Consider the following 22,907-nt stretch of genomic DNA (forward strand, 5'->3'; position numbering starts at 1 on the left):
TCGCGGTACCACTCCCCGCAGGCCACGCCTCCCCCTCGCGCCGCGCCCCGACCGAGGCCGCCGCGACCCCAAAACGCGCCGCTGTTGACCTCCACGGAGGTCAGGCCGTTCTCCGACCTTCGCCGACCGCGAGCTGGGTGGGCCACTGGGGGCGCCCGAGCGTGATGTCACCGTCCGCCGAGCGTCACCTTGGCGGCCTTCGTGCGCCCCAGGTCGACCAGCCGCACGCTTCCGCCCGTGCAACGGCCGCGGGTCGAGCGTTCGTACGTGGAGCCGTATCGGTAGGTGCCGTTGCCCTGTGCATTCGCCGCGGGCTGGGTGAAGTAGGCGACCGACCGAGGCACCTTGTCGCAGGCGACGGCGGTGCCGAAGTACTCGCTGAAGTTGGACGGGACGCCGAGCAGGGTCTGGTTGCGCGGCACCCGGAGACTTCCGATGGCGGTGTCGACACCTGTCCTCATGTTCCGGATCCACGCGCCCCACCACTGCCCGCCGGCGTCCGCGTTCAGGCGCCACACCCGGAACCGGTAGTCGGTCTGCCGGTCGATGGCATAAGCGAGCCGGCAGCTGAGTCCCGTTCCCTCGCCGCCGAACGGCCCGCAGCTCCCCCTGCCGGCGTTGGCGTTCCACAGCGAGAAGATCGCCGTCTCACCGGTCGTGTGGTTGAAGCGCGTCCCGTCGGTCTGCAGGCCCATGTACCCGCCGTTGCCCGGTGTGGCCGTGAAGTCCCACATCACGGCCCAGTACGAGTGGTTCGCCTTCTGTGTGATCTGCACCCGCTGGTCGATGTTCCAGAACCCGTTGGCGCCGTGGAAGTTCCATATCGCGTACTCGTTGGCGTCCTGGTGTTGTGCGGCCTGTGCCGGCGCGGTGCTCAGCATGAGCACCGCGCAGACGGCCGCGACGAATCCCAGAACCCCGCGCGCCCGAGAGCGCCGACCCCGTGGGCGTGCCATTGCGCTGTTGATCGTCCCCACCCCCCTGTTCACGCCGACCACCCCCGCGTCGGCGGTCCGGACCCGGCGGTGGTCGTGCGCCACCACGCTAGGCGAACGGGCATAGAAGACATAAGGGGCGTGAGGAGAAGTAAGGGCACGCTGCCCGAGTGCTCCGTCACGCCCCCTCTACGACGTCCACGCGCCGCACTTGCGCGTATTCGTCCACGTCCTTCCGTGCGGTCGCGTCAGTCCTGCCGCTGGTAGGGAAGCTCTTCGCGTACGTTTCCGGAGTGGTCCCGGGCGACCAGGACGGCCGTGACGGGGCCGCGTTCCGGCAGGTCGGTGAGGTCGGGCCCCGCGATGAGGAACGTCCCTCCGGTGATGCGTGCCGCCAGGTCGGGCATGCCGTCGCGGCGCAGCACGACCGAGGCGATGTGGGCGTCTTCCACCAGGCCCACAACCGCGATGGTCCCACTGGCGCCGTCCGCGAAGTCGTAGTACATCCGGGTGGCCGCGATGTTCCTGCCGACCACGGCGAAGTCCCGAACCGGGCCCTGTTGAGGAGTGAAGTCGAACACGAACGGGTCCTCGGCACTCGGTCGGTCACCGGTGGTGTGCCAGACGAGCAGTTTGCCGTAGCGGCCGAGCCGGACTCGTTCGCGCGGTGTGAGATCGGCGTGAGCACCGGGTCGCCACTGCTCCGGATCGACGATCGGAGGTGCGTCGGCCGCCGCGAGAACCGCGCTCAGATCCTCGGTGGCGAGCGCGGGGTCCTCGACGGCCGACGCGGGCCGGTCCACGACGGCGGTCGCGCGCGCCGGCAGGGCCGCGACGGGCACGATCTCGCCCTTGGGGCTGCCGTTGGTCCGCAGCACGAGGCCGGTGGCGTCGACGAGGAACGCGTTGGGAGCCACGAACACACCGTCGGCGACCACCGTCCATCCCAGCGGGCGCCGGTCCGCGGGCCGTTCCACGACCAGGCTGCCGACCTCGGGTGCGGCAACGCCCGCGATGGTGCCGAACTCGGTGTGGAACGTCACCGACGCTCCTTCACCGGCCGACGCGCCGACGGCTGGCCGGGACAACGTGACCCGCTTCGGGGTGAGTTCCGCGAACACCACTCCGTCCGGCGAGCCGAATGCGATCGCCCTGATGCCGTTGCGGCCCGCGGTGAACAACGGCTGCCAGTCGGCCGGATCGGGATGCGCGCGCGTCGCGGCCGCGGCGCAGCGGCGTACGTCCGCCGTGGAGGCCCACCCGGTCCGCAGACGGTAGAAGTCCTCCACCTGACGAGTGCCGGAGCGTGGTTGGTCACCGGACGCCCCGGCATGCGCGGCGAGGTGCTGCCGCAGGCGCGGCCAACTCGGGAATCCATGCAGGCGGGCGATCACCAACTGCGCGGTGTCGAGGTTGAATTCGGCCAGTGGATCCCGACTCTCGGGCGCGTGCCGCGCGACGAGCGCCAAGGCGGTGGGCTGCTGGGAGCGCACGGCCCGCCGCAAGTCCTTCGCCCGCTTCCTGAGCTGTTCCAGACTGGCGCGCTCGGGCAGGGGCACGGGCGTTGGTGTGGTCGGCACGGAGCCTCCTTCGGTGAACCGGTGGTCCGCCGAACCGGCCGAAGGGACGGTAGGCCGTCATGACGCCCTCGTGTACACCAGGTGGGCTCTGCCCTTCCCGCGGACCCGGAGGCGCCCCGCGCGCCCGTTCGACCACTCTACTGCGTCCCTTGTTCCGTCCGTCGACGATGCCACCGTCGAGGTCGCCGCCGAGGTCGATAGGGTGCGGGCGTGCGCGCACCCGAAGAGCTGAACGAGGTGGACTGGGCGGCCCTTGAGCATGCCTATGGGCCGGCCGGCGACGTTCCGGAGATGATCCGCGTCCTGTACGCGGAAGAGTCCCCGGAGACGGAGCGCGGCGAGAGCGTCGGTGAGGAGCTGATCAACAACCTCAACCATCAGGGGTCGTTGTATCCGGCGACGGTGGAAGCGGTACCGTTCCTGGCCCATCTGGCGCTGCACGTGACCTGGCATCGAGAAGCTGTCCTGGACGATCCGTGAACTCGCCGGACACATCCGGTCGACATCGTTCCTGCCGCCGCCGGTGCTCGCGGACCACGCCGCCGCCTTCGACGAGACCCTGCGCGGCCTGCTGCGTACGCCGTCCCCGCCCGGCATCCTCCCTGCCGTCGGGCGGCTGGGCCCGCTCGCTGCGCCACTCGCGCCGGAGGTCGTCACGTTGCTCAACGACCCACGGGAGTACGGCCGTTCGCAGGCCGCCGACGCCTACTGGCGCATCACCGGCAACCCGCGGCCCGTGCTCCCCCTCCTCCTCACACGGGCCGCACCCACCACCACCTACGCCTCGAACGACACCGCCTGGTACGACCGCCGTGATGCCCTGCGCGTCCTTGCCGGCATGCGGACAGCCGGCGCCCTCGCGACCACCCCGCCGGAGCTGCGGCCCCTGCTGGAACTCTGTGCCACCTCTCCGCGTCGCGTCACGTGGAAGGACGACGACGAGCTGCGCCGCCTCGCCCTCACCCTCCTCGACGAGCCGATGCCATCCTGAAGCAACCCACAACCCACCACCGCGGCCCGCCTGCTTTCACGCCCGTGCCGGCTTGCGGGCCAGTTCGTAGGCGAAGCCGACCGTCTCGGTGAGGCGGTCGTCGGCCGTGTGGCGGCCGAGTTCGGCGGTGAGGTCGGCGTCGAAGGCGGCGGCGTGGTCCGCGAGCACCGGCGGCGGCAGGAACGATGTCGACCGGATGTGTCCGGCGAGTTCACGGATCGTCCAGTGGTGCTCGACCGAGAACTCGTGGCGTCCGGCGGGCTCGAACCCTGCGCGGGACACCACGTCGTGGTCAGGGTCCCGCTGCCTCGGCCGGTCCCAGCCGGGCGGATGGCGTCCGGCCGCGCCGAGGACGTTCCGCCCTGTGCGCGGCACGCCGGCGAGCGCCCGCTGCCAGTCCCGGGAACCCGCCCAGGGCGAGGCCGACCAGCACAGTGCGAGGCAGCCACCGGGCCTGAGCCAGGTGTGGGCGAGTCCGGCGACCGCGGCGCGGCGGAGCCGGTGGAAGGCATTGCCGATGACGATCGACTCGAAGCTGTCCGGCCCGGCGGGCAGATCCTCGGCGCCGACGGTGATCGCGCGAATGTGTGTCGCGCCCACGGCGATCGCCTTGGCGCGGACCACTTCGGTCATGTCGGGCTCGGCGTCCACGCACCACACCTCCGCGGGAGCCGCGCAGCGGGAAGGCGAGTTGGCCGGTGCCGCAGGCCAGGTCGAGCAGCCGCCCACGCCCCGAGGGGGCTGCCCGGCGTACGAGATCGGCGATCATCGCGTCGGGGTAGGGAAGCCGGAACCGGTCGTAGTAGTGGGCCGTACCGCGGTACAGATCGGGCTCGAATCTCACGTCACCTGCCATGCGAGCACCCGTCAGGTAGTGGCCACCAACAGATCTTCTCCGCTCGACGGGCGAAGGTCGTCGGTCCGATCGGCGAAGTAGCGTTCGGCGAGGACGGTTCCCGACACGTGGTGGACGTCCTTGAAGCCGGCGTCGCGGGCCAGCGCCAGCATCTCCTGCGGGGCGTAGAAGCTGATGAACGGCGTTCCGGCCGCCTGCGCCCGTGGCTTGGTCGCCTCGAGCGCGGGGCGGTCGGCGTCATCGACGAGTTCGGCCGGCAGCATGAAGGTCACGGCGAGCGTCGAGCCGGGGGCGAGCAGGGCGAGTCGCCGCAGGGTCGCCGCGGTGGCGTCTTTGGTGAGGTACATGGTGACGCCGGTGCAGGCGACGACCGTCGGCCGGCCGGGATCGAAGCCGGCGTCGGACAGTTGCTCCCACCAGTCCGCGCCCGCCTCGAAGTCGACCGGCACGAGTCGCAGCCAGTCGGGGATCCCGTAGCCGAGTTCGATCAGGCGTCGGCGCTTCCAGGCCTGGGTGCCCGGCTGGTCGATCTCGAACACCCTCAGGCGGGCGGCGATCTCGGGCCTGCGCTGGGCGAAGGTGTCCAGACCGGCGCCCAGCACGACGTACTGGGCGACGCCGTGGCCGGCCCGCTCGGCCACCAGGTCCTCGATGAACCGGGCTCGGGCCACGATGGCCGCCCGGAACCCGCTGGTGCCCCGCGGATCCATGTCCGGGCGGCGCTGCCATCCCTCGTCAGGTGCCGCCAGTCGCAGCCCGATCTCGTCCTCGATCACGTGGGGCGGCGAGTCGACCCGCACGTGCATCGCCCGCCAGAGGGCGACGCGCACCGCGGTGCTGTCCGGCACCTCGCTCTGCTCGTCCGCCACGATGCCCCTCTCCTTGCGGTCAGTCTCCGAGTCGGCCGTGGACGACCGCGACGTGGGTTCCCGGCGCACCGGGCGACAGCGTCGCGATCAGTCGGGGCCACGACCATCCCACACGCCGGGGCGCCTCAGTAGCCGAAGCTCGTGGTGTAGGCGCACTCGGTGTAGATGTAGCCGGACCGCAGCTCGGCCGTGTCCGAGGCGGGGGACTTCCCGGTTCCGCTCCGGGCCTTGTGCACGAAGTACGTGGTGCCCGCGGGCAGTCGGATGGTCCGTTGCGGATAGTTCTTCCCGCTGTCGTTGCACGGTGTGAAGCCTCGCACCAGCGTGCTGGCGAGGGAGTAGGACGTGCAACTCCCGCAGGCCTTGAGAGGGAAGCTTCCCGTCACCGGCCCCGTGTACATCACGGTGATGTCGTCGGGGCTGTCGTTCTTGACGGTGACGGAGATACTGCCGCCGGACGCCGTCGTGGGCAGCCTCTTGCCCGCGGCGGGCACCGTCTGGGCGATTTCCGCCGCGATGGCGATCTTCTGGGCGCGGGCTCGGTTCGTGTGGTGCGGATGGTTCTTGACGAAGTCGTTCATCGTGGTGACGGCCTCGTCGAAGCGTCCGTTCTTGTACTGGTCCACTCCGCAGGCGTACGTACCCGCGTCCGCGGTCCTGTCGGCCCGGTCTGCGTCCTTGCCGAGGTCCGCGGCCACACCCGCCTCTTCTCCGGGCAACGCGCGGACCTGGGTACCCAGGCTGTTGAGGTGCTGGACGGCCGTGCAGGGATCGCCGCCGGCCACCTGTTTCGCGGCCTTGTCGACCGCGGTCTTGACCGCCGGCTCCACCTTCGCGGCCGCCGCGGACCGCGGGAACGTCGTCAGGAGATCGCTGAAGTGCGTGGTCCAGTCCGCCTCGCCACCGCTCAGCGACCGCGACGCGCACGCGTAGAGCGAGGTCGCCAGCCGATCGTCGGGCCACGTGGACAGTGCTCCGAGGTCCCGCTTGCCCATGGTCCTCGGCACCGTGCGCAGGTACTTCAAGGGCGCTATGGCGTCGCAGTAGTTCTTCCGGTCGAAGGGCGCACCGACTGTGGCGTAGTACGTCTTGAGCCGATCGGGGACCCGGGCGGCCGCGCGTGAGCCGGGATGGTCGCCGCGCAGGCCCCGATAGACCGTCAGTGCCCGACGGTAGTCGGCCTCCGCCGTCGCGAACGGCTGCTTGCCGGCGGTCTGGACGAGCTTGTCCGCCCGCTCCAACCGGTCCATGAGCATCGCCTCGGTGGCCTCGTCACGCGCGCCGTCATAGAGGACGACGCCTCCGGTCGGCACGGCCAGAAGGACGACCCCGAGCGTGATCGCGAGCCAGGCGCGCGGCGCCCACACCAGACGGGTCCGCAGACCCACGACCGCCCCGTGAACGACCGCGAGACCGAGGAAGACCAGGTAGGCGACGACGGCTGCGCCCGGGACGCCGTCCGGGTCCGCGGGAAGGGCCACCCAGAGCAGCAGCGCGGTCGCGACCCAGCACAGCGCCATGAGTCCCCGACGGCGCACCAGCGCATAACCCAGGCCCAGTCCGCACAGGTTCAGCAGTGCCACCGCGGCCGCTCGCAGCCCGTCAGCCGCAGCGGGCGGCGGTGCGCTCGGCATCGGCGGTACGACGAATCCGGCGCGCGGGCCGTTGTTGTCCCAGGACATGACGGCTCCCCCAGTCAATCACGCCCGAAGTTCCATGACTTGTCAGAGTACGTTCAATCTTTCGGGCGCGACAGAGGATGCGCCGCGGCAGTGCGGACACGCGGTGAGCGGAGTGTCGGCGTCGGGGATCACCCTGTCTCCGTCGGAGATCACCCGCTCGTCATGACCGACATTTTATTTGCCAGCCCAGACTGATAAACCTATTGTTAGTACTTGTGCAGGTGGAGAGAGAAGCAGGTACCGATCACCCCCACGGACCGCCCGACACCGTCCGGCTCGCCTCCGACCTGCGCCTCGCCGTGGGCCGCATGACCAGGCGACTGCGCCAGGCCCACGCCGTGGGGGACGTGTCACTCTCCGGCGTTTCGGTGCTCGCGCGGCTCGCCGCCGACGGCCCCGGCTCCCCGGGATCCCTCGCCGACCTGGAACGCGTACGGCCACAGGCGATGGCCGGCACACTCGCCGTACTAGAACAGCGCGGGCTCGTCGGTCGTGGCCCCGACGCGGCGGACGGGCGACGGATCATCGTGGCGATCACCGAGGAGGGACGGGCCATGCTGGCGGAGCGGCGCTCCGAGTCCGTACACCGGCTCTCGGCCGTCCTCGACGAGTTCACCCCGGAGGAGCGCGGGACACTCGCGTCGGCCCTGCCCCTCCTCGACCGACTGGCGGAACGGCTGTGACCGCGCGCACCTCACGCTGGACGCGCCGGAAGGACACCCCCGCGGGCCCCGGCTACAAGTGGGTCGCCCTGTCCAACACCACGCTCGGTGTGCTGATCGCCACGATGGACGCCTCCATCGTGATCATCTCGCTGCCCGCGATCTTCCGCGGGATCGGGCTCGACCCGCTCGCGCCCGGCAACATCGGCTATCTGCTCTGGATGATCCTGGGGTATCTCCTGGTGTCGGCCGTACTCGTCGTCGTCCTCGGCCGACTCGGCGACATGTACGGCCGGGTCAAGATCTACAACCTCGGTTTCCTCATCTTCGCCTGTGCCTCCGTCGCGCTGTCCCTCGACCCCTTCCGGGCCGGCGCCGGCGCGATGTGGCTGATTCTCTGGCGCATCGTGCAGGCCTTCGGCGGCTCCATGCTCACCGCCAACTCGGCCGCGATCCTCACCGACGCCTTCCCCACCCGGCAGCGCGGCATGGCCCTCGGCATCAACCAGATCACCGCGCTCGCCGGCCAGTTCCTCGGCCTCCTCGCCGGTGGCCTCCTCGCCGCCGTCGACTGGCGCGCGGTGTTCTGGGTGAGCGTGCCGATCAGCGTCACCGGCACCATCTGGTCGTACCTGAGCCTGCGCGAGACCGCGGCGGGACGCCCCGGCCGCATCGACTGGCTGGGCAACATCACCTTCGCCGCGGGCGCCGGAATCCTGCTGGCCGGCATCACCTACGGCATCCAGCCCTACGGCTCCGACGCCACCGGCTGGGGAAATCCGTGGGTGCTCAGCGGCCTGATCGGCGGCGTCGTACTGCTGCTGCTCTTCTGCTACGTCGAGTCGCGCGTCGCCGACCCCATGTTCACCCTGTCGCTGTTCAAGGTACGGGCGTTCGCCGCGGGCAACCTGGCGGCGCTGCTGACCGCGATCGCACGCGGCGGGCTGCAGTTCATGCTCATCATCTGGCTGCAGGGCATCTGGCTGCCCCTGCACGGCTACGCGTTCGAGGACACCCCGCTGTGGGCGGGCATCTTCATGTTGCCGCTGACGCTCGGCTTCCTGATCGCGGGTCCGGTGTCGGGTTACCTGTCGGACCGGTTCGGCGCCCGGATGTTCTCCACGACCGGCCTGGTCGTGGTCGCGGTCTCCTTCCTCGGGCTGCTCGCGCTACCCATCGACTTCGACTACGGGCTCTTCGCGGCGCTGCTCCTGCTCAACGGGCTGGGCCAGGGTATGTTCTCCGCGCCGAACACGTCCTCGATCATGGGCAGCGTGCCGCCCGAGTACCGGGGCGTCGCCTCGGGCATGCGCTCCACGTTCCAGAACTCGGGCACCGCTCTGTCCATCGGTGTGTTCTTCTCCCTGATGGTCTCCGGACTGGCCTCATCCCTGCCCGGGGCGCTCAGCAGCGGACTCCAGGCGCACGGCGTACCGGCCGGCACCGCCGAGCACGCCGCGTCGCTGCCCCCGGTGAGCACGTTGTTCGCCACGTTCCTCGGCAACAACCCCATCGAGCATCTGCTCGGATCCGGTGGAACCCTCACCCACCTCACCGCGGCCCAGCACGCCGCCCTGACCGGTCACACCTTCTTCCCGCAACTGGTCTCCGGTCCGTTCCACCACGGCCTGGCCATCGTCTTCGGCGTCGCCGCGGGCATGGCGCTGGTCTCCGCCCTCGCCTCGGCCCTACGCGGCGGGCAGCGTACCGCTCCGGACAACCCGCCGCGGAGCCGACCGCCCACTGTGGCCGACCCGGCACCGGCGGAACAGCGCCGGAACAACGCACCCTCGTAGGCGCGGGTCATCGCCCAGGCCGGCGGTGCGACGCCGGTACGGGCGGCACGAGAACGACCGTCGACCGCTTCCGGGCGATCTCAACCGGCGATCTCAACGCTGAGTTGGGAGCCCAGTTCCACGAAACCCAGTACGGCGGCAACACGTCGGGAGGCGGGAGGCCGCGCGCGCCATTGCGGCAGGAGTCCGGCAGCGAGGGCATGCGCGACCGTCGCCGAGCCGGTCACCCGGGCCAGCCCGCGTCCTCGCGCTCCTGGCGCCGTCAGTACGCCGATGTGTGCCGTCCGACTCGGCCAGGCCCGATACCCGGCAGCAGCGACCACCTGACCATGCTCTCGGACCACGAACACGGGCGACGTGATCTCGTCCAGTACGGCCTCGCCGGCGTCCTCACGACCTGCCGCCCGCTCCAGGAGCCGCAGTTCCGGGTGACTGGCGGGCAGTTGCTCCACCGTCGACGCACCGGCTTCCACCGGCCGGAAAGCCTCCGCAGACACGTACGCCAGCGCCGCCGGCCCCAGCACCCGGGCCACGGGCAGCACCTCCCGGACCGCAACGCCATCCACGGCGTCTTCCACCGACAGACCCGCCAACGCGTCGCGAACGATCACGGCGGCACGCGCGCTCGGCACGGTCACGATCGCCGATCCGCCCAGGGCGACCACGCCGACCCAGCCGACCGGGCACATTTCGGACTCCGGGGATTCCACCACGCTCACACCGCCCGTCGGCGCGAACGACACCGGCACCCGGGCCAGGCCCTCCCACAGCCCACGGGCTCTGACCAGCAGCGCTTCTCTCGACATGGCCCTCATCCTGCACGGCTGGAACATCGAGGACCTCCCGTACGCCACCTCCACCGACGGCGGAGCACCAGCGACCCGTCCCTCCTCGTGCTCAAGGAACCCGACCCGTCGGCGCCCGAACCTCCCCAGGCGATAAGCCCGTTCGACACGATGAACAACGGCGTCCACCAGAACGCGGACGTCTGGCTCAACGGCGTGCACCTGGGTTTCCTCCCTTACGGCTACACGGCGTTCGCCGACGACCTGCCCCCGCACCTGGGGCATACGTGGCTGACCGTGCGGGGCCTGTGCGGATCCCGCTCCGGGGCGTTCACGTGACGACGCCCGAGGTGAGCGAGCACCGCTCGGGTGTCGGTCGCCAACCTCGGCGCACGGGCCGCCCCTGCGTACGTACGGGTCACGGTCCTCGACCCGCGCGGGCACGCGACACGCTCCTGCACGGAGTGTCGGATCGAGCGCCACGGCCGACTCCTCGCTCGACCTCCCGATCGAGCGGGCCGCACTGTGGTCCCCCGACTCACCGAGCCTCCACACCGCACGCGCCGAGCGGGCGGCCGTGTCCGGCGTCGGCCCGGTGGACATGCCGGTGGAGCGTGCGACGTTGCCGGGGACCGAGCAAGTGGTCGTCTGGTGGGGCGACTTCGACGAGTTGGCGAGCTGGCCCTGGGACGTCGGGCCCGGCCGCCCGATGACGCGCGCGTGCTCGTCGAAGTGACTGACAGCCACGGCCGTCTCGTCCCCGACGCGACGCTCAAGGTGATGTTCAGGGTCGACGACGCGGGTGGGCTCGCCGCCGTCGGAGAAGGGGGTCGGGGGCACCAACACCGGGCTCACCGCCGCTCGTTCGGAGGACTTTCCCTGCGTGGTGTCGCCGCTCTGTCTCCGAATCCCCGCGGAATTGTCCGTGATCGGTAACGGACGCATCCCCCGGCGGCCCATCGCCGTCCTCACGGATGCACGAGATCCACGAGCACGACGAGGAGTGGGGCGGACATGTCGCGGCATGGGGGACGGAGTTGGCACGGTCGGGTTCTCGCGGCGGCGGTCGGGGTGACGGCTGCGGCTGCCGCCACCTCGATGTGGACCGCGCAGGCCAATCCCGTCGAGGGGCAGCACACACCGGCCGCCAGCTCGGCGCACTCCGGCGCGCCGAACGCCGGGTCCAAGGCTCCGGGCGGGACGCCGGTGTCGGTGGACATCGCCCATTCCTCCGACCGCGGGGCCCGCGGTGTCAACATCACCATCGACGACGGACCGGACCCCACGTGGACGCCGCAGGTCCTCCAGGTGCTGCGGGACAACGGCGTGAAGGCCACCTTCTGCATGGTGGGCACCCAGGCCCAGACCCACCCTGACCTGGTCAGGGCGGTGGTGACCGCCGGACACCGGTTGTGCGACCACACCGTCTCGCACGACACCACCATGGACACCAAGTCCCAGGCCTACCAGTCCCAGCAGATCCTGGACGCCGAACGCATGATCACCCAGGCCTCCGGAGGCGTCCGGCCGGAGTACTACCGCGCCCCGGGCGGCGCCTTCACCCCCTACAGCCGCCACCTGGCCGCCTCCCACCGCATGCGACCGCTCGGCTGGAACGTCGACTCCAAGGACTTCGAACACCCCGGCACGGGCGCCATCGTCGCCACCGTCAAGAGCGAGATCTCCAACGGCCCGACCATCCTCTTCCACGACGCCGGCGGGGACCGCTCCCAGACCGTGGCCGCCCTGCGTGAGGTCCTGCCCTGGCTGAAGCAGCAGGGCTACTCCCTCGGCTTTCCCGTGCGCTGAGTACCCGCCACTCGTCCTCTCAGCGGGTGAGTCCGACCCTTCAGCGGGTGAGTCCGTCCTTTTCGCAGGCGGGCCGGAGCTCGGCGGTGCAGATCTCGTCGACCCTGTACATGCCGTCCTTGACGAGCGTCGGCTTGATCTTGTCCACCGTCACCGCCCTCGGCGTGAGCAGGACGGAGGGGATGTGCCTGGTGGTGGGACTGTCGGTCGTCGTCGTGGCGATCTTGCGCAGTTCCTCTCCGCGTCCCAGGGCGACGGCCATGGCGGCGGCCGCGTCGGCCTCCGCCTTGAAGGGTTTGTAGACCGTCATGTACTGCTCGCCCTTGACGATGCGCTGCACGGCGTCAAGGTTGGCGTCCTGGCCGGTGACGGGAGGAAGGTCCTTGACCCGGGCGCTCTTCAGAGCGGAGATGACGCCCGCGGCGATGGTGTCGTTGGCCGCCAGGACGCCGTCGATCCGGTCCGGGCCCAGGGCCGCCATCGCGGCGGACATGTTGGCGTGGGCGCTGTCCATGCTCCAGCCCTGGGTGTCGTACGCCCTTCCGATCTTCACCTTGCCGGAGACGACGGACAGTGCGCCGCGACGGAACCAATCCGCGTTGGGGCTGCTCGGATCACCGTTCATCATGACGACGTTTCCGCCGTTCGCCTTGTCGCCCATCGCCTTCAGGAGCGCCTCGCCCTGGAGCCTGCCGACCTGCGCGCCGTCGAAACTGACGTAGCCCGAGATCGGGCCTTCGGCGAGCCGGTCGTAGGCGAGGACCGGGACACCCGACTCGTGCGCCTCCTGGATCGAGGAGCGCAGCGCCCTGGTGTCGGTGGCGTCCAGGATCAGGACCCTGACCCCTTTGGTGATCATGGAGCTCATCTGTTGCCGCTGCCTCATCGCGTCGTTCTGGGCGTTGGCGTACTCCAAGGTGCAGTGGGGGCACAGCTGCTTCAGCCGCTTCTCGATCAGCGGCTTGTCGGACCGCTCCCAGCGGGGGATGGTTCGGCTCGGGAGCAGCAGGCCGACGGTGAAGCCGTCCTTGCCCCTCCCCTCTTCCAGTTCTTCGCAGGCGGCCAGGGACGTCGTCATGAATCCCGCGACGAGCACCGCGACGACGTGCCATGTACGGGTCCTCATGGCAGCCCCCTTCGCTGCGTCCGGGGCCCCGGGTCCACGTGGGGCTGCTCGCAGTGCGGCACGACGAGCTCGCTCCACACCTGCTTGCCGCCGGCCACCGGCACGGAGCCGAAGGACTCCGACATCGCTTCGACGAGCAGCAGACCTCGGCCGCCGGTCGCGTCCCAGTCCACGATCACCGGCTTGGCCGGGGCACGCGGCGAGCAGTCGCTCACGCTGACCCGCACCCGGTCTCCGCGGAGCATCAGGTCGACGCGAACCGGGCCCTGCGTGTGCACGAGGCCGTTGGTGACCAGTTCCGACACGACCAGCAACGCCGCGTCGGTCACTTCTTCGACCTTCCACCGACGCAGCGCGCGTGCGGTGAAGCGGCGTGCGTGCATGACGGCGTCGGGCAGCCGCCACACCGCCCAGCCGGCCCGTATCGGTCGGGTCTTCATGCCGTCGTAGCGCAGCAGCAACAGCGCCACGTCGTCCTCTCGAGGGTCGAGTTCGCCGAGCAGCTGGTCGGCCATTTCCCCCGGATCCGCCGGATCAGCCGCGGCGAGCGCGGTGCGGGTCCGGTCCATGCCCTCGTCCAGCGGCAGGTCGACGCCCTCGACCAGGCCGTCGGTGACCATGACGATCACCGTGCCGGGGGCCAGGGCGCAGGTGGTCATGGGGAACTCCGCGTCCGCGAGGATGCCCAGCGGGAGTCCGCCCTCGACCTGTACCTCCTCGGTCCTGCCGTCGGGGTGGCGCAGGAGCGGTGCGAGGTGCCCGGCCCGTACGAACAGGGCGTTGCCCTCCTCCATGTCCAACTCGGCATAGCAGCAGGTGGCGAACAGATCGGTCTCCATACCGACGAGGAGCCGGTTGGCGTGCGAGACGACCACGTCGGGCGGATGGCCCTCCACGGCGTACGCCCTGATCGCGGTACGCATCTGGCCCATGATCGTCGCGGCTCCGGCGCTGTGTCCCTGGACGTCACCGATGACGAGCGCCACCCGGTCCTCGGAGAGGGCTATGACGTCGTACCAGTCACCGCCCACCTGCAACCCCCGCTTCGCGGGCAGATAGCGGGCGACGGCCGTCCCGCCGGGCAGCTCGGGCAGGCGCCGGGGCAGGAGACTGCGCTGCAGCATCGTCGCGAGCTCCTGTTCGGCGTCGTGTGCGCGCGCACGTTTGAGGGCCTGTCCCACCAGTGCCGCGGTGGCGGTCAGCAGGAACCGCTCCTCGGGGACGAACTCGTGCGGCTGGTCCCAGCCGACCAGGCACACGCCGGCGACCCAGCCCTTGGCGGGGAGCGGCAGGACGGCCAGACCTCCGGCGCCGATGCCCGCGAGCCCGGGTTCGAGGGCCGCGCCGGCGGACCACAGATCCATACGTCCGTCCCGCAGAGCCATCTGAAGGGTGGGCAGGGCACTGAGGGGCGCGTCGGGCCACTCCGAACGCCACTCGGAACGCCACCACTGCGGCCAGGCGGCGGGCTCGGGCGGATCGAGCACGGTGACGGCGAACCGGTCGTCCTGCAACTCGGCGAGCGCCACCCGGTCTGCGCCCAGCGGCTCGCCCAGCGCGGTGACCACCACCCGGCTGACGTCACGGACCGTTACGGCATCGTCGAGTGCGGCAGTCAGCCACTGGATCCTGGACACGTCGTCGGCGCTCTGCCGCAGGACCGAGGTCGCCGTCACCACACCCAGTACCTGTTCGGGCCGGCCGTCACAGCCCGCCGCCACCCGGCAGCTCAGGCTCAGCCAGCGCATCTCACCGGTCGGGCGGCGGACACGGAACTCCAGCTCCCGCCGGCCGACCGTCTGGGTGGAGGGCTCCAGGACCGACATCAGCGCGTGCATGTCCTCCGGGAGGGCATGCGCGAGCAGCGTGTCCGCCTTGCCGTCGAAGTCATCGGGCGTGATGCCGGCCAATTCGAGCAGCGTCTCGTCCGCCTCGATCAGACCGGTGTCCGGCGTGATGACGAAGGAGCCGACGCACAGACTCCGCAGGGCCGGACTCAGTAGCGGCGACGGGGCGGGCCCGCCCGTTCCCGTCCGGAGCACGGCGAGGACCGCGTCGGCGTACTGCTCCAGGAAGCGGCGTTGTTCGGCCTCGAAGCCGTCCGCCGAATCCCCCACGACGACGAGGCAGCCCAGGCGACCGCGCTCCGTCCCGAGCGGCAGTGTGGCGAGCGACGCCTCCGGCCGCGGGGGTGTGGGCCCGCCCGTGGAGTAGGAGGCGAGCGCCTCGGACGTCAGCCACAGTGGCCGGCCGGTGCGAAAGGTGTGCGCCGCGGGTGAGTCGCCGGACAGCGGCAAACGCTCCGGCAGCCCGTACTCGCGACGGGCGCTTCCGGCGGTTTCCACCAGCCGAAGCTCCTGGTTCCCGGCACCGGGCAGATAGACCGCTGTCAGCGCCGCCCCCACGAACGTCAGGGCCCGCTCGCTCGTGACCGCCTCCGGCACCGGAGGCGGTGAACCGGTGTCGAAGGCGTCGGCCTCGCGTGCCCGTGGCTCCGAGACCCCGGTCCGGGCACGGCCGTCATGAGGCATGTCGGCGACCTACCTCCCGTCGATGCGTCAGGTGCCGACGGATGGAAATCAGGCACCCGCACACCAGAATCGTATATGGGTATCAATAGGACATATCCATCAGCCGGTGTCACACTTACGACGTGGTCGTCCTGCCACCGGGCCCTCGCCGCGCGAGGTGAAGGACAGGGAGGTCTCTCGCATGAAGGCCTGCATCCGGGGCGCGGTCGTCGTCGTGACCGCGATCTCGACGGCCGTCGCTCTCACGGCCTGCGGGCACGACGCCGGGAGCGGCTCCGGCGGTGGCAACAACCTGACGATCGGTGTGCTGCTGCCCGACGCCGCCACGACTCGTTGGGAGACACAGGACACGCCGCTGCTCACGAAGAAGATCACGGAGCTGTGCCACGACTGCACGGTCGAGCACGTCAACGCCAAGGGCGACGTGGCCACCCAGCAGGAGCAGATGGACTCGATGATCACCAGGGGGGTCGATGCCATCGTGCTCGCGGCCGTCGACGCCAGATCGCTCGGCGTCGTGGTCAAGAAGGCCCATGCGGCAGGTATCCCGGTCATCGCCTACGACCGTCTCTCCCAGGGCCCGATCTCCGGTTATGCCTCCTTCGACGGCGAAGAGGTCGGCAGGCTCCAGGGCAGGGCACTGCTGAAGGCGATGGGCGCCAAGGCGCGCACCGGCGCGGTCGTCATGATGAACGGCGATCCCAGCGACCCCAACGCGGTGGCGTTCAAGAAGGGCGCGCTGTCCGTGCTCAACGGGAAAGTGAAGATCGGCAAGGCGTACGACATCCTCCAGTGGCGGCCGGAGGGCGCGAACCTCGACATGTCCGGCGCCATCTCCGCTCTCGGTGTCTCCGCCATCCAGGGGGTCTACGCCGCCAACGACGGCCTCGCCGCCGGCAGCATCTCCGCCCTCAAGGCGAACAAGGTCGCCCCACTGCCTCCCGTCACCGGACAGGACGCCGAACTGGGAGCCCTGCGGCGCATCGTCGCCGGCGATCAGTACATGACCGTCTACAAACCCTTCGCTCCCGAGGCTTCCGCGGCCGCGGCCATGGCCGTGGCCGCGGCCCGCCATGAAAACCTCGACCGGGTCACCACGGGCAAGGTGAGGACCCGCGACGGGAGGACGGTTCCCGCCACCATGCTCACCCCCGTGTCCGTGACCGCCGACAACATCAAGAACACCCTGGTGAAGGACGGCGTCTACACGATCCGGCAGATCTGCACACCCCAACTCGCGGCCGCCTGCGGCAAGGCGGGGCTCACCTGACGGGCAGGTACCGAGCAGGTCCGGGCCCCGGGAAGGAGATGGTGACCGTGCCGACTCCCCCCTTGTTGGCGCTGCGTGGCGTGTGCAAGCGCTATGGCGTCGTCGAGGTGCTCACCGACATCGAACTGGAGATTTACGCCGGCCAGGTCGTCGCTCTCCTGGGGGACAACGGTGCCGGCAAGTCCACCCTCGTCAATGTCATCTCCGGCGTCGCCCCCGCGGACAAGGGCACCATCGAGTGGGAAGGCCGGGCGGTCCCCATCAAACGCCCCCACGACGCCCGGGACCTCGGTATCGCCACCGTCTATCAGGACCTCGCGCTGTGCGGGAACCTCGATGTCGTCGGCAACCTCTTCCTCGGACGCGAGATCCGCAGGTTCGGGTTCCTCGACGAGGTGGAGATGGAGCGCCGCACCAGGCACCTGCTGGAACGCCTGACCAAAGGTGTCCCCGATCTGCGGGTCCCCACCGTCTCACTCTCCAGCGGCCAGCGGCAAACAGTCGCCATCGCCCGCTCACTCCTCGGCAACCCGCGGGTTCTCCTCCTGGACGAACCGACCGCGGCTCTGGGATTCGAGCAGACGCGCGAGGTCCTGGACCTCGTCGACCAGCTGCGCGACCGCGGCCTGGGAGTACTGCTCATCAGTCACAACATGGGCGACGTCAAAGCTCTCGCGGACCGGGCCGTCGTGCTGCGGCTCGGTCGCAACAACGGCTTCTTCGACGTGAACACCGCATCTCAGGAACAGATCATCTCCTCCGTCACCGGCGCCACGGAGAACGAGCCCCACCGGATGGCCTCCCACGAGTCGGGGTGGTGAAAGGGATGCGCAGGACGGCGGACAACGCTCGGGCCGAACCCACCGAACCCGACGCCGAGGCCCCGCGGCCCCGTCACGGGCAGGCCTTCGTCCGCGCCGTCGTTGGTGTCGTCCATCGCTGGGCCGCCGTCGCCCGGCGCAAGCTCAGCGCCGGCGAACTGGGCTCACTGCCCGTCGTCCTCGTCCTCGCCGCGGTCTGGATCACCTTCCAGTCCCTGAACCAGAGCTTCCTCTCGCCCCGGAACCTGTCCAATCTCAGCGTGGACGTCGCGGGCACCGGTCTCATCGCGGTAGGCATCGTCTTCGTCCTCCTGATCGGTGAACTCGACCTGTCGGTCGGCTCGATCAGCGGTCTCGCGGCGGCCGTCTTCGCCGTTCTCAACGTGAACAACGGCGTGCCCGAATGGCTTGCCGCCATCATCGGGGTGCTCACGGGTACCGCGGCGGGAACCATCCAGGGCTTCTCCTTCGCGAAAACCCGGGTGCCGGCGTTCGTCGTCACACTCGCGGGACTGCTCACCTGGAACGGCTTCATGCTCTACATCCTCGGGACCAGCGGCACCGTCAACCTCGACGAGAAAGGGCTCGTCGCCAAGCTGACCAGCTACTACTTCACCAACGACGCCGTCGCCTACGGCTTGGCGGCGATCGCCGCGGCCCTGGTCTTCCTCGTGGGCTACCAGGACAGGCGGCGCCGCAAGACCGTCGGCATGCCGTACCGCTCGCTGCGGGGAATCGTGGCGCGCACCGGACTACTCGCGGTGATCGCGTTCACCGGCGCGTATCTGCTCAACCGCTTCCAGGGCCTGCCGCTCGCCCTCCTGATCTTCCTCGTCGTGGTGGCCGGCCTGGACATCGTGCTGCGCCGCACACACTACGGGCGGCAGATCTACGCACTCGGCGGCAGCCTCGAGGCAGCCCGCCGCGCCAGTCTCAGTGTCACGGGGGTGCAGACCGCGGTGCTCGCGATCTCGGGCACCATGGCCGCGATCGGCGGTCTGTTCCTGGCCTCGCGCATCACCTCGGTGAGCCAGAGTTCGGGCTCGGGCGTCCTGCTCCTCAATGCCATCGCGGCGGCCGTCATCGGGGGCACCAGCCTGTTCGGAGGACGCGGCACGACCTGGTCCGCCGCGCTCGGCATGCTGATCATCCAGTCGATCGCCTCGGGCATGGCACTCACGGACATCCCCGCTGCCGTCCAGTTCGTCATCACGGGCGGGGTGCTCTTCGCCGCGGTGGTCATCGACTCGCTGTCACGCCGCTCGCAGAAGGCACACGGGCGGGCTTGACGGGTGTGGCCCGAGATCACCGTGGCAGGTTTGGCCGCGAGCTACGAGGCTGCTGTGAATTCGTGCGGCGTTTGAACGCTACCGGGCTCGCCTGCGTATGGGACGGGGGATTTCCATGCCTGGCCTGCCACGGGACGTAGGAGTACACACGTGAGACGCAACACGCGCAGACGCCCCATGGGGGCACAGCGTGCAACCTTTGCCGCAGCCGCACTGATACTGGGCGGAGGAGGGCTCGTAGCGGTCAATGTCTACGCTTCAGCGACCGAGAGCGGCTCGGCCGGTGCGCCCGGTCAGGCGAACCCGAGCAACCAGACCTGGTCGGGAGCCGCCACGATCGACTGTCCGGACGTGGGCAGCAAACTCGCCGAGGTGCCACAGCAGGCACGGGCGGACGTCGACAAGGAACTCGCCCTTCTCGACCAGCAGATCTCCGAGGCGTACGCACGAATGACCTCGGAGCAGCAGGCCAAGGCACAGGACGCGGACTTCGTCCAGAACGCGATCCTCGGTCCGCTGAAGGAGAAGCGGGGCGCGGTCATCGACCGCATCAAGACCGGCTTCAAGAACGCGGGCGCCGAAGCCCCGAACTCGCTCGACGCTCTGGCCACCTGCACCGCGGTCCCCGCGGACCAGCCCCAGAACAACGCCGGTGGCCAGAACGGCAACGGCCAGCAGCAGAACAACAACGGCGGCCAGCAGGGCGGGCAACAGGGCGGCGGCCAGCAGGGCGGCGGCGCGAGCGCCGCCAGCGGCCCCGTCGCAGCGGACTTCGTGGACATCACGACGCTCCAGCCGAACGTGCCGCAGAAGCCGGGCAGCGGCGGCAACGCCTCGACCGGCACGTTCACCAGCTCGTGCGGTGTGAACGCCAACAAGAAGTTCAACACCGACAACGTGATCGTCGCCCCCGGTGTCACCAACGGCGCCCACCACCTGCACGACTACGTCGGCAACCAGTCGAACGACGCGTTCGCCACGAACGACGATCTCGCCAAAGCCGCGACCACGTGCCAGAACCAGGGCGACAAGTCCACGTACTACTGGCCGGTGCTCCGAGTGCAGGACGGTACGCAGGAGTTCGACGCCGACAAGAACGGGGGCGGCCTGGAGGGCAACGTCGGAAAGGTCCTGCAGGCGAAGCAGGCGCAGATCGAGTTCATCGGCAACCCGCAGAGCAAGGTCGTCGAGATGCCGACGTTCCTGCGCATCATCACGGGCGACGCGAAGGCGTTCACCAACGGCCCCGCGAACGCCAACGCCCACTGGAGCTGCACCGGCTTCGAGGACAAGGTGCAGCTGACGGACAAGTACCCGATCTGTCCCCAGGGCAGCAGCGTGGTGCGGTCGTTCGCCTTCCAGAGCTGCTGGGACGGTCAGAACATCGACAGCGCCAACCACCGCACGCACGTCGCCTTCGCCGACGCCAACGGCAACTGCGCGGGCGGCTTCAAGGCGATCCCGCAGCTGACGATGCGCCTGGTCTACGACGTTCCGGCGCCGACCCTCGAGAACGGCCAGGTGAAGAACCCGTACGCCGTGGACGGGTTCCCGGAGCAGGTGCACAAGGCGATCACGGACCACGACGACTTCATCAACGTCTTCGACGCATCCCTCATGCGGGAGATGGTGGACTGCATCAACGCCGGGCGACAGTGCGGCGACGGTGCCGGTGGAGGGGCCGGCGGCGGTGCCGGTGACAATGGCGGTGCCGGTGGCAACGGCGGAGCCGGCACGGGCGAGCCGTCCCCGAGTCCTGACGCCTCGTCCGGCGGCAACGACGCGACAGCCTCCGCAACCCCCACGGACACGCAGACCACGCAGCCTCCGGCCAGTACGCCCGGCACCACCGAACCGACGCGCGGCGGCCAGACCACAGGCACCGGCACCGGTACCGGCCACACTGTCGTCGTGCCCAAGGCGGACACGTCACCCTCGGCCGAGGCGAGCGACACGGCCGCCGCACCGCAGGGCGGCGCGCACGGGCACCACGGCAGCGAAGCGACCCACCGACCGCAGACGCCGGCCGCGGGCGCGGGCGCGGACACCCCGTCCACGCAGGCGACAGCGCAGGACACGTCACCGGCAGGTTCGCAGTCGCAGTCGCAGTCGCAGACCGAACCGCAGACGGTCACCGGCGATCTGGCCGACACCGGCACGAACCTCTGGCCGGCCGCGGCCGGAGGGGTTCTCGTGATCGCGGGCCTGGTGCTCCTGCGCCGCATCCGGCGCGGCTCCGTGTAACAACACCCCCGGGGTAACGACACCCCCGAACCGCACATACCGCGCCGCCCGTACCCGCAACTCCGCGGGTACGGGCGGCGCGGTGTTCGTCGTTCCCGGCAGCCCACGGCCGGGCACTCCGGCGCGCGGTCGACGTCGCCCGGGAATCACCTGGCCCTCGGCGGTTTGATCCACCCCAGCGACCGCTCGACGGCGCGCTGCCAGTTGTCGTATTCGAGGTCCCGCCGCTCGGGGTCCATGTCCGGCAGCCACTGGGCGGCCCGATGCCAGTTGCGGCGCAGCACTTCCAGGTCCGGCCAGTAGCCGGAGGCAAGCCCCGCGGCGTAGGCGGCGCCGAGGGAGACCGTCTCGGCGACCATGGGCCGCACCACGGGCACATCGAGCACATCGGCGACGAACTGCATGAGCAGGTTGTCCGCCGTCATGCCGCCGTCCACCTTGAGCTCCTTCAGCGCGACCGGGAAGTCGGCGTTCATGGCGTCGACGACCTCGCGCGTCTGCCAGCCGGTGGCCTCCAGGACGGCTCTGGCCAGGTGTCCCTTGGTGATGTAGGAGGTCAGACCGACGATGACACCGCGTGCGTCGCTGCGCCAGTGGGGTGCGAAGAGACCCGAGAACGCGGGGACGATGTAGCAACCGCCGTTGTCATCGACCGTCCGCGCGAGCGTCTCGATCTCCGGCGCGCTGTTGATCAGTCCCAGTCGGTCACGGAACCACTGGACCAGCGAGCCGGTGACGGCTATCGATCCTTCCAGGGCATAGACCGGGGGCTGGTCCCCGATCTTGTACGCGACGGTCGTGAGGAGTCCGTGCCGGGACCGCACGAGATCGGTACCGGTGTTGAGCAGCAGAAAGCTGCCCGTTCCGTACGTGCACTTCGCCTCACCCGGTGTGAAGCAGGTCTGGCCGAACAGAGCGGCCTGCTGATCACCGAGGGCTGCCGTGATGCGGACACCCGGGAGGACCGAGCGGGCATCCCCGTAGCCCTCGGCCGAGGACCGGATCTCGGGCAGCATGGGGCGGGGAACCCCGAAGAACTCCAGCAGCTCCTCGTCCCAGGTGAGGGCCCGTATGTTCATCAGCATGGTGCGACTGGCGTTGGTGGCGTCGGTGATGTGCAGACCACCGTCCGCGCCCCCGGTGAGGTTCCAGATCAGCCAGGTCTCCATCGTGCCGAACAGCACCTCGCCGTCCTTGGCGCGCTGATCCAGCCCGTTCACGTGGTCGAACAGCCAGCGGATCCGCGGTGCCGAGAAGTAGGTCGAGGGGGGCAGACCGCAACGCTCGAGAAAGAATTCGTCCCCGGGCCGCTTTCTCAGGTCCTCGACGAGCGGTGCCGTACGCGTGTCCTGCCAGACGATCGCCCTGCCCAGCGGCGCACCCGTCCGCCGGTCCCACAGCACCGTCGTCTCGCGCTGATTGGCGATACCGATGGCGGCGACCTCTCCCGCGCCGACGTCGGCGTCGGAGAGCGCCTCGGGCATGATGCGCCGCAGATTGCGCCAGATCTCGACGGCGTCGTGCTCGACCCAGCCGGGCTTGGGGAAGTGCTGCTGATGCTCCCGCTGGACGACCGACACCAGCCGCCCGTGGTGGTCGAACAGAATGCATCGGGTGGAGTTGGTGCCCTGATCGATGGACATCACATACCGTTCAACCAT

21 protein-coding genes are annotated in these 22,907 nt (G+C 70.0%); 12 read left to right on the plus strand and 9 right to left on the minus strand.

From position 1 onward, the window contains the following. Positions 1-167: 167 nt before the first annotated feature. Together AAFF41_RS04510 and AAFF41_RS04515 are read right to left on the minus strand one after the other, a co-directional pair. Entirely contained in the window at positions 168-881 is a 714-nt protein-coding gene (locus AAFF41_RS04510) for a DUF3472 domain-containing protein (protein WP_343323512.1), read from the minus strand. Between the two features lie 302 nt (positions 882-1,183). Beyond that, the gene (locus AAFF41_RS04515) at positions 1,184-2,515 is read right to left on the minus strand and encodes a hypothetical protein (RefSeq protein ID WP_343323513.1); all 1,332 of its coding nucleotides are present in this window, start codon (positions 2,513-2,515) and stop codon (positions 1,184-1,186) included. A gap of 210 nt (positions 2,516-2,725) precedes the next feature. On the opposite strand from AAFF41_RS04515, the gene AAFF41_RS04520 reads away from it, so the two are divergent. Both AAFF41_RS04520 and AAFF41_RS04525 read left to right on the plus strand, forming a co-directional pair. After that, positions 2,726-2,995 carry a hypothetical protein gene (locus AAFF41_RS04520; protein WP_343323514.1) on the plus strand — a complete coding sequence of 90 codons (270 nt, stop codon included), beginning with the start codon at positions 2,726-2,728 and terminating at the stop codon, positions 2,993-2,995. 43 nt (positions 2,996-3,038) lie between these two features. Continuing rightward, positions 3,039-3,506, plus strand: a complete 468-nt coding sequence (locus AAFF41_RS04525; protein WP_343323515.1) for a hypothetical protein — start codon at positions 3,039-3,041, stop codon at positions 3,504-3,506. 36 nt (positions 3,507-3,542) lie between these two features. Here the strand turns inward: AAFF41_RS04525 and AAFF41_RS04530 are convergent, their stop codons facing one another. The 3 genes from AAFF41_RS04530 to AAFF41_RS04540 all read right to left on the minus strand — a co-directional run bounded on the left by AAFF41_RS04530 (position 3,543) and on the right by AAFF41_RS04540 (position 6,913). Continuing rightward, complete coding sequence (locus AAFF41_RS04530; RefSeq protein ID WP_343323516.1) at positions 3,543-4,235, minus strand: class I SAM-dependent methyltransferase; 693 nt, start codon at positions 4,233-4,235, stop codon at positions 3,543-3,545. A 138-nt stretch (positions 4,236-4,373) separates the two neighbouring features. Beyond that, positions 4,374-5,231, minus strand: coding sequence for a class I SAM-dependent methyltransferase (locus AAFF41_RS04535; RefSeq protein ID WP_319751994.1), 858 nt, complete (start codon positions 5,229-5,231; stop codon positions 4,374-4,376). 125 nt (positions 5,232-5,356) lie between these two features. Then, positions 5,357-6,913 (minus strand): tol-pal system YbgF family protein, encoded by a 1,557-nt coding sequence (locus tag AAFF41_RS04540; RefSeq protein ID WP_343323517.1) that lies wholly within the window; start codon positions 6,911-6,913, stop codon positions 5,357-5,359. Positions 6,914-7,134: 221 nt separating this feature from the next. Here AAFF41_RS04540 and AAFF41_RS04545 point away from each other — a divergent pair, with 221 nt between their 5' ends. Both AAFF41_RS04545 and AAFF41_RS04550 read left to right on the plus strand, forming a co-directional pair. Further along, positions 7,135-7,596 (plus strand): MarR family winged helix-turn-helix transcriptional regulator, encoded by a 462-nt coding sequence (locus AAFF41_RS04545; RefSeq protein WP_319751996.1) that lies wholly within the window; start codon positions 7,135-7,137, stop codon positions 7,594-7,596. Between the two features lie 104 nt (positions 7,597-7,700). Further along, complete coding sequence (locus AAFF41_RS04550) at positions 7,701-9,371, plus strand: MFS transporter (protein ID WP_415925975.1); 1,671 nt, start codon at positions 7,701-7,703, stop codon at positions 9,369-9,371. An 80-nt stretch (positions 9,372-9,451) separates the two neighbouring features. On the opposite strand, the gene AAFF41_RS04555 is transcribed toward AAFF41_RS04550, so the two are convergent. After that, positions 9,452-10,177, minus strand: coding sequence for a GNAT family N-acetyltransferase (locus tag AAFF41_RS04555; protein ID WP_343323518.1), 726 nt, complete (start codon positions 10,175-10,177; stop codon positions 9,452-9,454). Between the two features lie 87 nt (positions 10,178-10,264). Between AAFF41_RS04555 and AAFF41_RS04560 the strand changes: the two genes are divergently transcribed. The 4 genes from AAFF41_RS04560 to AAFF41_RS04570 all read left to right on the plus strand — a co-directional run bounded on the left by AAFF41_RS04560 (position 10,265) and on the right by AAFF41_RS04570 (position 11,965). Then, positions 10,265-10,495, plus strand: coding sequence for a hypothetical protein (locus AAFF41_RS04560; RefSeq protein WP_343323519.1), 231 nt, complete (start codon positions 10,265-10,267; stop codon positions 10,493-10,495). A 238-nt stretch (positions 10,496-10,733) separates the two neighbouring features. Beyond that, positions 10,734-10,892, plus strand: a complete 159-nt coding sequence (locus AAFF41_RS04565) for a hypothetical protein (RefSeq protein WP_343323520.1) — start codon at positions 10,734-10,736, stop codon at positions 10,890-10,892. Beyond that, the gene (locus AAFF41_RS51460) at positions 10,889-11,092 is read left to right on the plus strand and encodes a hypothetical protein (RefSeq protein WP_351521918.1); all 204 of its coding nucleotides are present in this window, start codon (positions 10,889-10,891) and stop codon (positions 11,090-11,092) included. Before AAFF41_RS04565 ends, AAFF41_RS51460 begins: the two co-directional genes overlap by 4 nt. A 78-nt stretch (positions 11,093-11,170) precedes the next feature. Beyond that, a complete protein-coding gene (locus AAFF41_RS04570) occupies positions 11,171-11,965 on the plus strand; it encodes a polysaccharide deacetylase family protein (protein WP_319752001.1) in 795 nt (264 codons plus the stop codon). A 40-nt stretch (positions 11,966-12,005) separates the two neighbouring features. Here the strand turns inward: AAFF41_RS04570 and AAFF41_RS04575 are convergent, their stop codons facing one another. Both AAFF41_RS04575 and AAFF41_RS04580 read right to left on the minus strand, forming a co-directional pair. Next, the gene (locus AAFF41_RS04575; RefSeq protein WP_319752002.1) at positions 12,006-13,091 is read right to left on the minus strand and encodes a sugar ABC transporter substrate-binding protein; all 1,086 of its coding nucleotides are present in this window, start codon (positions 13,089-13,091) and stop codon (positions 12,006-12,008) included. Further along, the gene (locus AAFF41_RS04580; RefSeq protein ID WP_343323521.1) at positions 13,088-15,622 is read right to left on the minus strand and encodes a SpoIIE family protein phosphatase; all 2,535 of its coding nucleotides are present in this window, start codon (positions 15,620-15,622) and stop codon (positions 13,088-13,090) included. Before AAFF41_RS04580 ends, AAFF41_RS04575 begins: the two co-directional genes overlap by 4 nt. A gap of 181 nt (positions 15,623-15,803) precedes the next feature. On the opposite strand from AAFF41_RS04580, the gene AAFF41_RS04585 reads away from it, so the two are divergent. The 4 genes from AAFF41_RS04585 (at position 15,804) to AAFF41_RS04600 (ending at position 21,246) form a co-directional block, all read left to right on the plus strand. Beyond that, a complete protein-coding gene (locus AAFF41_RS04585) occupies positions 15,804-16,892 on the plus strand; it encodes a substrate-binding domain-containing protein (RefSeq protein WP_319752004.1) in 1,089 nt (362 codons plus the stop codon). A 38-nt stretch (positions 16,893-16,930) separates the two neighbouring features. Further along, complete coding sequence (locus AAFF41_RS04590) at positions 16,931-17,713, plus strand: ATP-binding cassette domain-containing protein (RefSeq protein ID WP_319752005.1); 783 nt, start codon at positions 16,931-16,933, stop codon at positions 17,711-17,713. Between the two features lie 5 nt (positions 17,714-17,718). Continuing rightward, positions 17,719-19,002, plus strand: a complete 1,284-nt coding sequence (locus AAFF41_RS04595; RefSeq protein WP_319752006.1) for a sugar ABC transporter permease — start codon at positions 17,719-17,721, stop codon at positions 19,000-19,002. Positions 19,003-19,179: 177 nt separating this feature from the next. Continuing rightward, entirely contained in the window at positions 19,180-21,246 is a 2,067-nt protein-coding gene (locus AAFF41_RS04600; RefSeq protein ID WP_343326250.1) for a DUF1996 domain-containing protein, read from the plus strand. 146 nt (positions 21,247-21,392) lie between these two features. Here the strand turns inward: AAFF41_RS04600 and glpK are convergent, their stop codons facing one another. Continuing rightward, positions 21,393-22,907, minus strand: a complete 1,515-nt coding sequence (glpK, locus tag AAFF41_RS04605; RefSeq protein ID WP_319752007.1) for a glycerol kinase GlpK — start codon at positions 22,905-22,907, stop codon at positions 21,393-21,395.

It is taken from the genome of Streptomyces mirabilis (assembly GCF_039503195.1).
GTDB classification, from domain to species: domain Bacteria; phylum Actinomycetota; class Actinomycetes; order Streptomycetales; family Streptomycetaceae; genus Streptomyces; species Streptomyces mirabilis_D.

What these genes read in the sequence shown, in the direction of transcription:
- AAFF41_RS04510 (WP_343323512.1), bottom strand. Translation starts at nt 881, where the DNA reads ATGCTGAGCACCGCGCCGGCACAGGCCGCACAACACCAGGACGCCAAC.
- AAFF41_RS04540 (WP_343323517.1), bottom strand. Translation starts at nt 6,913, where the DNA reads ATGTCCTGGGACAACAACGGCCCGCGCGCCGGATTCGTCGTACCGCCG.
- AAFF41_RS04550 (WP_415925975.1), top strand. Translation starts at nt 7,701, where the DNA reads ATGGACGCCTCCATCGTGATCATCTCGCTGCCCGCGATCTTCCGCGGG.
- AAFF41_RS04555 (WP_343323518.1), bottom strand. Translation starts at nt 10,177, where the DNA reads ATGTCGAGAGAAGCGCTGCTGGTCAGAGCCCGTGGGCTGTGGGAGGGC.
- AAFF41_RS04570 (WP_319752001.1), top strand. Translation starts at nt 11,171, where the DNA reads ATGTCGCGGCATGGGGGACGGAGTTGGCACGGTCGGGTTCTCGCGGCG.
- AAFF41_RS04575 (WP_319752002.1), bottom strand. Translation starts at nt 13,091, where the DNA reads ATGAGGACCCGTACATGGCACGTCGTCGCGGTGCTCGTCGCGGGATTC.
- AAFF41_RS04580 (WP_343323521.1), bottom strand. Translation starts at nt 15,622, where the DNA reads ATGCCTCATGACGGCCGTGCCCGGACCGGGGTCTCGGAGCCACGGGCA.
- AAFF41_RS04585 (WP_319752004.1), top strand. Translation starts at nt 15,804, where the DNA reads ATGAAGGCCTGCATCCGGGGCGCGGTCGTCGTCGTGACCGCGATCTCG.
- AAFF41_RS04590 (WP_319752005.1), top strand. Translation starts at nt 16,931, where the DNA reads ATGGTGACCGTGCCGACTCCCCCCTTGTTGGCGCTGCGTGGCGTGTGC.
- AAFF41_RS04595 (WP_319752006.1), top strand. Translation starts at nt 17,719, where the DNA reads ATGCGCAGGACGGCGGACAACGCTCGGGCCGAACCCACCGAACCCGAC.
- AAFF41_RS04600 (WP_343326250.1), top strand. Translation starts at nt 19,180, where the DNA reads ATGGGGGCACAGCGTGCAACCTTTGCCGCAGCCGCACTGATACTGGGC.
- glpK (WP_319752007.1), bottom strand. Translation starts at nt 22,907, where the DNA reads ATGGTTGAACGGTATGTGATGTCCATCGATCAGGGCACCAACTCCACC.